The 6,357-nt window shown below is 52.3% G+C and carries 9 protein-coding genes and 3 pseudogenes; 7 read left to right on the forward strand and 5 right to left on the reverse strand.

The window, feature by feature from the left end:
• Positions 1-185, forward strand: a pseudogene (locus QZ506_RS19135) (IS5/IS1182 family transposase); the annotation flags it as partial.
• A gap of 54 nt (positions 186-239) precedes the next feature.
• On the opposite strand, the pseudogene QZ506_RS19140 reads toward QZ506_RS19135, so the two are convergent.
• Positions 240-998, reverse strand: a pseudogene (locus QZ506_RS19140) (glycoside hydrolase family 32 protein); the annotation flags it as partial.
• Between the two features lie 364 nt (positions 999-1,362).
• Between QZ506_RS19140 and rpsF the strand changes: the two are divergent.
• From rpsF to QZ506_RS19165, 5 genes are all read left to right on the forward strand, one after another.
• The gene (gene rpsF / locus QZ506_RS19145; RefSeq protein WP_291973159.1) at positions 1,363-1,755 is read left to right on the forward strand and encodes a 30S ribosomal protein S6; all 393 of its coding nucleotides are present in this window, start codon (positions 1,363-1,365) and stop codon (positions 1,753-1,755) included.
• A gap of 5 nt (positions 1,756-1,760) precedes the next feature.
• Positions 1,761-2,081: a primosomal replication protein N gene (priB, locus tag QZ506_RS19150; RefSeq protein WP_291973161.1), complete on the forward strand. Its 321-nt coding sequence runs from the start codon at positions 1,761-1,763 to the stop codon at positions 2,079-2,081.
• 4 nt (positions 2,082-2,085) lie between these two features.
• A complete protein-coding gene (rpsR, locus tag QZ506_RS19155) occupies positions 2,086-2,313 on the forward strand; it encodes a 30S ribosomal protein S18 (RefSeq protein ID WP_291973163.1) in 228 nt (75 codons plus the stop codon).
• Positions 2,314-2,354: 41 nt separating this feature from the next.
• Positions 2,355-2,804 (forward strand): 50S ribosomal protein L9, encoded by a 450-nt coding sequence (rplI, locus tag QZ506_RS19160; RefSeq protein ID WP_291973165.1) that lies wholly within the window; start codon positions 2,355-2,357, stop codon positions 2,802-2,804.
• A 146-nt stretch (positions 2,805-2,950) separates the two neighbouring features.
• Entirely contained in the window at positions 2,951-3,328 is a 378-nt protein-coding gene (locus QZ506_RS19165; protein ID WP_291973167.1) for a DUF488 domain-containing protein, read from the forward strand.
• 7 nt (positions 3,329-3,335) lie between these two features.
• Here the strand turns inward: QZ506_RS19165 and QZ506_RS19170 are convergent, their stop codons facing one another.
• Positions 3,336-4,001: a LysM-like peptidoglycan-binding domain-containing protein gene (locus QZ506_RS19170; protein WP_291973169.1), complete on the reverse strand. Its 666-nt coding sequence runs from the start codon at positions 3,999-4,001 to the stop codon at positions 3,336-3,338.
• Positions 4,002-4,347: 346 nt separating this feature from the next.
• Between QZ506_RS19170 and fklB the strand changes: the two genes are divergently transcribed.
• Positions 4,348-4,968 carry an FKBP-type peptidyl-prolyl cis-trans isomerase gene (fklB, locus tag QZ506_RS19175; RefSeq protein ID WP_291973171.1) on the forward strand — a complete coding sequence of 207 codons (621 nt, stop codon included), beginning with the start codon at positions 4,348-4,350 and terminating at the stop codon, positions 4,966-4,968.
• A gap of 95 nt (positions 4,969-5,063) precedes the next feature.
• Here the strand turns inward: fklB and QZ506_RS19180 are convergent, their stop codons facing one another.
• The 3 genes and pseudogenes from QZ506_RS19180 to QZ506_RS19190 all read right to left on the reverse strand — a co-directional run.
• Positions 5,064-5,582: an AAA family ATPase gene (locus QZ506_RS19180; protein WP_291973173.1), complete on the reverse strand. Its 519-nt coding sequence runs from the start codon at positions 5,580-5,582 to the stop codon at positions 5,064-5,066.
• Between the two features lie 180 nt (positions 5,583-5,762).
• Positions 5,763-6,074: pseudogene (locus tag QZ506_RS19185) on the reverse strand (hemerythrin domain-containing protein); the annotation flags it as partial.
• 31 nt (positions 6,075-6,105) lie between these two features.
• Positions 6,106-6,357, reverse strand: a 252-nt coding sequence (locus QZ506_RS19190) for an IS1 family transposase (protein WP_291973174.1), incomplete at its 5' end; no start/stop codon positions are given.

The following is a 6,357-nucleotide window of genomic DNA, read 5'->3' on the forward strand; positions in this document are numbered from 1 at the left end:
AAAAGAAAGTGGGCTATCACCGGCGCTCAGTGGCTGAAACGGCCATGTTCCGGTTCAAAAGGCTTCTGGGTGGTCATCTAAGTCTGAGAGACTACGATGCTCAGGTGGGTGAAGCCATGACCATGGTCAAAGCGCTTAACCGGATCACGCTATCAGGAATGCCGAACAGTATTCGCATCACGTAACAATCGACCCGTATGGGGCGCAGTCGTTACGAGTTCTGATTTATTCAACAAAGCCCCGCTCTGAAAGCGATTACGGTAGCGATAGCCTTCGGGCGTCATGCCCTGCGGTGAAAACATCAGCAGGTATTTATCCCCAAGCTGGAAGAAATCTGGGCACTCCCACATATAGCCCAACCAGCGATCGGCTTTAGCCAACACCCATTCCAGACGCCATTGGAAAATAGAGAGGTGCCGCTGTAAAGCAATACCTGCACCCTATAATGAGTATCACGCGCGCCAACCACCATAAACCAGCGGCCATTCTGCTTCCAGACCTTGGTGTCGCGGAAATGCATGATGCCGTCGGGCGGGGTGACTATCACCCCCGTGTTTGGTGAAATGGAGGCCATCTTCGCTGCTGGCAATACATTGTACCTAGCGGATCGCGCCGTCATTACCGACACCCTGTAACCACACGTGGCCGGTATAGATAAGCGTAAGAAGGCCATTGTCATTCACGGCGCAACCGGAAAAACAACCGTCCCTATCGAAGGCGTCGCCGGGTGCCAGCGCAATGGGTTGATGCTTCCAGTGCACCAGATCGTGGCTCGTCATGTGCCCCCAATGCATGGGCCCCCAGTGTTCATCGTAAGGATGGTGCTGATAAAACACATGATAGCGGCCATCACAGTACGCCAACCCGTTAGGATCGTTCATCCAGCCTGTGGGTGGGGGGGGAGCGAGATGGAAAGCCGGGTAAAAACGCGCTTTTCGCTGCTTTTCCAGCAGAAGCTGGGCATGACTGGCATCGTGAAGCGTTTGGTTTTTTATCATGGCATGCACCTGTCATCGTTGTTGAACAACGGTTCCTCTGGAGAGAGCAGCCCGGATTGGATGATAAAAATTGTCGACGTTAACACTGAGGCTGGCAAACGGTCGTATCGGGTAACTGAGAGATATATCACGATTATTGGCGCTAACTCGTTAATAATACGTTATTTGTATTGATTTTTGTAAGTTTTGTTTCCAAAAAGCAACACTGAGGCCATGACAAAACGGCGAGAGAACGCCTTGCGCTTATTCACGGGTCTAAGTATACTGGCGCGTCATTTTTTTCAGCCGCATATACACGTTCCTTGCTTCCATGGGCCGCGGCTGACCCTGACAGGAGGCTGAAAAATCCGTAAGGAGCTATTCGATGCGTCATTACGAAATCGTATTTATGGTCCATCCTGACCAAAGCGAACAGGTTCCGGGCATGATCGAGCGCTACACTGGTGCTATCACTGGTTCAGAAGGAAAAATCCACCGTCTGGAAGACTGGGGCCGCCGTCAGCTGGCTTACCCGATCAACAAACTGCACAAGGCACACTACGTTCTGCTGAACGTTGAAGCTCCGCAGGAAGTGATCGATGAGCTGGAAACTAACTTCCGCTTCAACGATGCCGTTATCCGCAGCATGGTTATGCGTACCAAACACGCTGTAACTGAAGCGTCTCCGATGGTGAAAGTGAAAGACGAACGCCGTGAGCGTCGTGATGAATACGCTGAAGCCGGTGATGATGCTGAAGCTGGGGATTCTGAAGAGTAATTGCCGTGGCGACCGCTAATCGTCTGGAACTGTCTGGCATGATATGCAAGGCACCGGTACGAAAGGTCAGCCCGTCGGGCATTCCTCACTGCCAGTTTGTGCTTGAGCACCGCTCGGTACAGGAGGAAGCCGGACTTCGTCGGCAAGCATGGTGTCGTATGCCCGTGATTGTCAGCGGACGTGAGTCTCAAGCAATTACCCACAGTATAACGGTCGGTATGCACATCAGGGTTCAGGGCTTTATTTGCAGCCATCAAGGGCGCAATGGGCCGAACAAACTGGTGTTACATGCCGAGCAGATTGAATTGATAGATTCTGGAGACTAGCCAAATGGCACGTTATTTCCGTCGTCGCAAGTTCTGCCGTTTCACCGCGGAAGGCGTTCAAGAGATCGACTATAAAGATATCGCAACGCTGAAAAACTACATCACTGAAAGTGGTAAAATTGTCCCGAGCCGTATCACCGGTACTCGTGCCAAGTATCAGCGTCAACTGGCCCGTGCTATCAAGCGCGCGCGCTACCTGTCTTTGTTGACGTACACTGATCGTCATCAGTAATCGGCCACAGTCCACTAACGAGACTTTGAGAGGATAAGGTAATGCAAGTTATTCTGCTTGATAAAGTAGCAAACTTGGGCAGCCTGGGTGATCAGGTAAACGTTAAAGCGGGCTATGCTCGTAACTTCCTGGTTCCGCAGGGCAAAGCTGTGCCTGCAACCAAGAAAAACGTTGAGTTCTTCGAAGCGCGTCGCGCAGGACTGGAAGCCAAACTTGCTGATGTTCTGGCTGCTGCTCAAGCGCGTGCTGCGCAACTGACTGAACTGGGTACTGTTACCCTCGCGTCCAAAGCTGGCGACGAAGGCAAACTGTTCGGTTCTATCGGTACGCGTGACATCGCTGATGCTGTCACCGCTGCTGGCGTTGCTATCGCTAAAAGCGAAGTTCGCCTGCCTAACGGTGTACTGCGTACACTGGGCGACCACGAAGTGAGCTTCCAGGTTCACAGCGATGTGTTCGCTACGCTGAACGTGCTGGTTGTTGCTGAATAAGCAATGCCACGGTGCCTTCGGGCGCTGAGCGTTATGCGTGAAACGCCGACCTTCGGGTCGGCGTTTTGCGTTTTATGGGCTATCAGTAGGCACTGCAACGGTGATTGGGCGTATGCTAACTTGGTTTATGACTGGAGGTTATCGTTATGTCCGCAGCCACTGATGTACCGCACATTCATTTACAGCGGGTTTATGATGTGCAAGGGCCTTTTGCGCACCCCACGTTTCTGGTGGACCGGTTCTGGCCACGCGGTGTTCGAAAAGAGCGGCTGGAAGGTGCGCAGTGGCTTAAAGCGGTTGCGCCCAGCACAGCACTGCGTCAGGCATTCCACGCAGCGCCAGACGCGTGGGACGCTTTTGTTGCGCAGTATCGCGCCGAACTGGCACAACAACGCCATTGGCAGATCATTACGTCGGCACTTTCGTGCTCTGGTGAAGTCACATTGCTCTATGGCAGCAGAGATCCACAGCGCAATCATGCGCAGGTACTACGGGATTTTCTGCTCGCGCAGTGTAACGTCTGAACAGACCTTAACGCGTACGAAGAAATACGCCATCGGATTGGCGCGTGAAGTGCACCCGCTGGCCATCCGCTGTTTCAATCTCCAACTCAGACACCATTCCTTGCGCATTGAGCCGCAGTTTGACCTGTTGCCCGGCACGTAGGTTGCTCAGTGGCTTATCTCTTCCTTCCACCTGGGCCATTGCGAAAACGTCGTTGACGGGCAGGTTATTATCCCTGAACAGCTGTGCCAGCGTTTGTCCTGCGGCAATCGGGTAAGTCTGCCAGGCTGGCGCGGCTGGCTCTACCGGGGCTGGTGTGCTGTCTGCTAGGTTAGCGTGCATTGGTGCTGATTCATTGAGTGTGATGGGGGTGGCAGATGACGGAGTCCGCGATGTTGGCGGCGAATAGGGCCACAATAGTGCGATCAGCAGCAGTGCGAAGGCAATCAGAATCGCACGGCGGTGGAAGGCAGGCAACGGATCCATCCAGTGGTAGCCGTCAGGGTGATGCCACAGTCCTCTCAATAGATCACGCACACGCTTAAGCAGTGCTGACAGAAGGAGAGAGGGCGCATTACGCTGTTTTTCGGCCCAAGCCAAAGGCAAACGCGGAAGAACGCGTAGAACGCTGCGAATCAGCGCTTGATAATCCCTTGCGGGGGCTACTCGTTTCCTAGGCGCGATTCTGCCCATGGTGACCTCTCTCGCAACGATAGCAACCTGTAAATCTGCACAGTATATAGGTAACGCGCCAACGAAAGTAATACAAGAGTCATAATCGCTAACGTGTTGATGCTTAAGGTAACAAATTTGAGAGAAAGTGGAACCCTTAGTATAGAATAGGGCATGGTATTCGCTCGCCTTTCATACTGGTAGAGTCGGTTTTCTCGATTGTGCGCCGACTTTCGCGGGATCTGCGCACTGCCAACGTCTCTGCAACGTGAAGTATGACGGGTATAACGATCACACAGAAGATTTTACCCTGCCGTCCAGCGCTGTTATGCTGCGTTTTCATTTTTTTACACAATGAGGAACATCCATGAGCACCCCTTCTTACGAGAGCGTTGAGGCGCAGGCCAGTTACGGTATTGGTTTGCAGGTTGGTCAACAGTTGCAAGAGTCTGGCCTGGAAGGGTTGATCCCTGAAGCCCTGGTGGCAGGTCTGCGTGATGCACTGGCAGGCAATGCGCCCGCCGTGCCTGTGGATGTTGTACATCGTGCGCTGCGTGAAATTCATGAACGTGCTGATTCGGTGCGCCGTGAGCGCCAGCAAGCGTTGGCCGTTGAAGGTCAAGATTTCTTGGCAGACAATGCCGGTAAAGACAGCGTCAACCAGACTGAGTCCGGTTTGCAATTCCGCGTGTTGACCCAGGGGGAGGGGGCGATCCCCGCACGTCAAGATAGCGTGCGTGTGCACTATACGGGCCGCCTGATCGATGGCAGCGTGTTTGACAGCTCCGTGCAGCGCGGGCAGCCGGCAGAGTTTCCGGTGAGCGGCGTTATTCCTGGCTGGATTGAAGCCCTGACGCTGATGCCGGTCGGTTCCAAATGGGAACTCTATATTCCGCATAACCTGGCGTATGGCGAACGCGGCGCAGGCGCATCTATTCCGCCGTTCAGCGCACTGATTTTCGAAGTGGAACTGCTGGAAATCCTCTAATGCAGGTGCGGGGTGCGTTGGGTGATGCTCCCTGCAAACGCTGATAAATACGGTTCAAACGGGCGGGTTCAATGCCCACTGTGACACTATATCGCTTACGGCTTCGTCAGCGGTGCTTTCTTCATGATGTGGATGACAGGGCAGGGGATTTTCTCCAACCACTGTTTGTGCAGAAGTGCTTTTCGACTAATATCCACCGTGGTTTCATAACCTGCCGCACATTCAATAAATGCCTGATATCGTCCATGCTGCTCGCCTCCGGGCAAAATGTCGTCCCCAAATCGCATTTGTTCTCTTTGCTTGAGCCGTTCAAGGCGTTTTTCATTCTTAACATAGACGTAGATAACGGGTTCAAAGCTCGGGATAAAGATATCTCCCCAGCCACACAGCGAGCCGCTGAGAATCCATTGTTCGTGTGTTTTCAGTGCGCCAGCGAGTTGTAACTGCCTTTCTTGCGGTTCGTTTGCCACCGTATAGGGAGGGGATGTGTCGCGCCAATAAAAATTATAGGTATCGAGGTGTTGATAACCCACCCGCTCGGCGAGGCATTTGACAATGGACGTTGTGCCGGAGCCCGAGGCACCTAAGATATGTATCCTGTTTTTTGGCGACATTTGATCTCTTTTGAAGGAGAAGAAGGTCCGAAAACGTTACTTTACGCTGGTGCTGAATAAAGGGAAGAGGTCAATCTATTCGTTGGTAACGAAAATAGGGTTAATAAAAATAGCCATTCGACAAGGCGGTTGCAGGATAGCCTATTTCATCCTGCAACCAGAGTACTGCGGGTTGCGAAACTACTCGCCGCGTAGCGCGAGAGGGAACAGGATGTTGTTCTCCAGATGGATATGCTCCATCAGGTCGCTGATAAAAACATTGATACCAGCGTACAACGCGCTCCAAGTATTGCAGGCGTTTTCCGGTGGCGTCATATTGTTGGTAAGATTTTTCACCACTTCCAGTTGTTGCCCAGCATCATCATGCTCATGTTCCATCACCGAGATCGGTCCTGAAGCTTGTGCGCCCATACCCGCCTCGATCATGGGGAACAGGATGCGTTCTTCTTTCATCATGTGCTGGGATAAATCGTCAAGGATTAGCGCTAACTGAGGGTCGTGTATTCAATGAGTTGATATAGCATCAAACGTAGTACTCGCGTTCGATGTAAGTACTGATGATCCTATCGTGAATTTCGGATGATTTTGAATATCCGAGCGTCTTGCGATTGAGCCGTTGCAATCGGTTACGCAGTGTCAGATGTGCACGCTCAATACGCTGTGTATACAGCTTGCTAACAATGTGTTTTACTTTTGGAAGTTCGTCGTTGTAAACCCTGTAGCCATCCGTGTTTGCATGACTGACGACGGTAACGCTGATGACCACTTTTGCCAT

Source organism: Candidatus Symbiopectobacterium sp. (assembly GCF_020054415.1).
GTDB lineage: Bacteria > Pseudomonadota > Gammaproteobacteria > Enterobacterales > Enterobacteriaceae > Symbiopectobacterium.

What these genes read in the sequence shown, in the direction of transcription:
- rpsF (WP_291973159.1), top strand. Translation starts at nt 1,363, where the DNA reads ATGCGTCATTACGAAATCGTATTTATGGTCCATCCTGACCAAAGCGAA.
- rpsR (WP_291973163.1), top strand. Translation starts at nt 2,086, where the DNA reads ATGGCACGTTATTTCCGTCGTCGCAAGTTCTGCCGTTTCACCGCGGAA.
- rplI (WP_291973165.1), top strand. Translation starts at nt 2,355, where the DNA reads ATGCAAGTTATTCTGCTTGATAAAGTAGCAAACTTGGGCAGCCTGGGT.
- QZ506_RS19165 (WP_291973167.1), top strand. Translation starts at nt 2,951, where the DNA reads ATGTCCGCAGCCACTGATGTACCGCACATTCATTTACAGCGGGTTTAT.
- QZ506_RS19170 (WP_291973169.1), bottom strand. Translation starts at nt 4,001, where the DNA reads ATGGGCAGAATCGCGCCTAGGAAACGAGTAGCCCCCGCAAGGGATTAT.
- fklB (WP_291973171.1), top strand. Translation starts at nt 4,348, where the DNA reads ATGAGCACCCCTTCTTACGAGAGCGTTGAGGCGCAGGCCAGTTACGGT.
- QZ506_RS19180 (WP_291973173.1), bottom strand. Translation starts at nt 5,582, where the DNA reads ATGTCGCCAAAAAACAGGATACATATCTTAGGTGCCTCGGGCTCCGGC.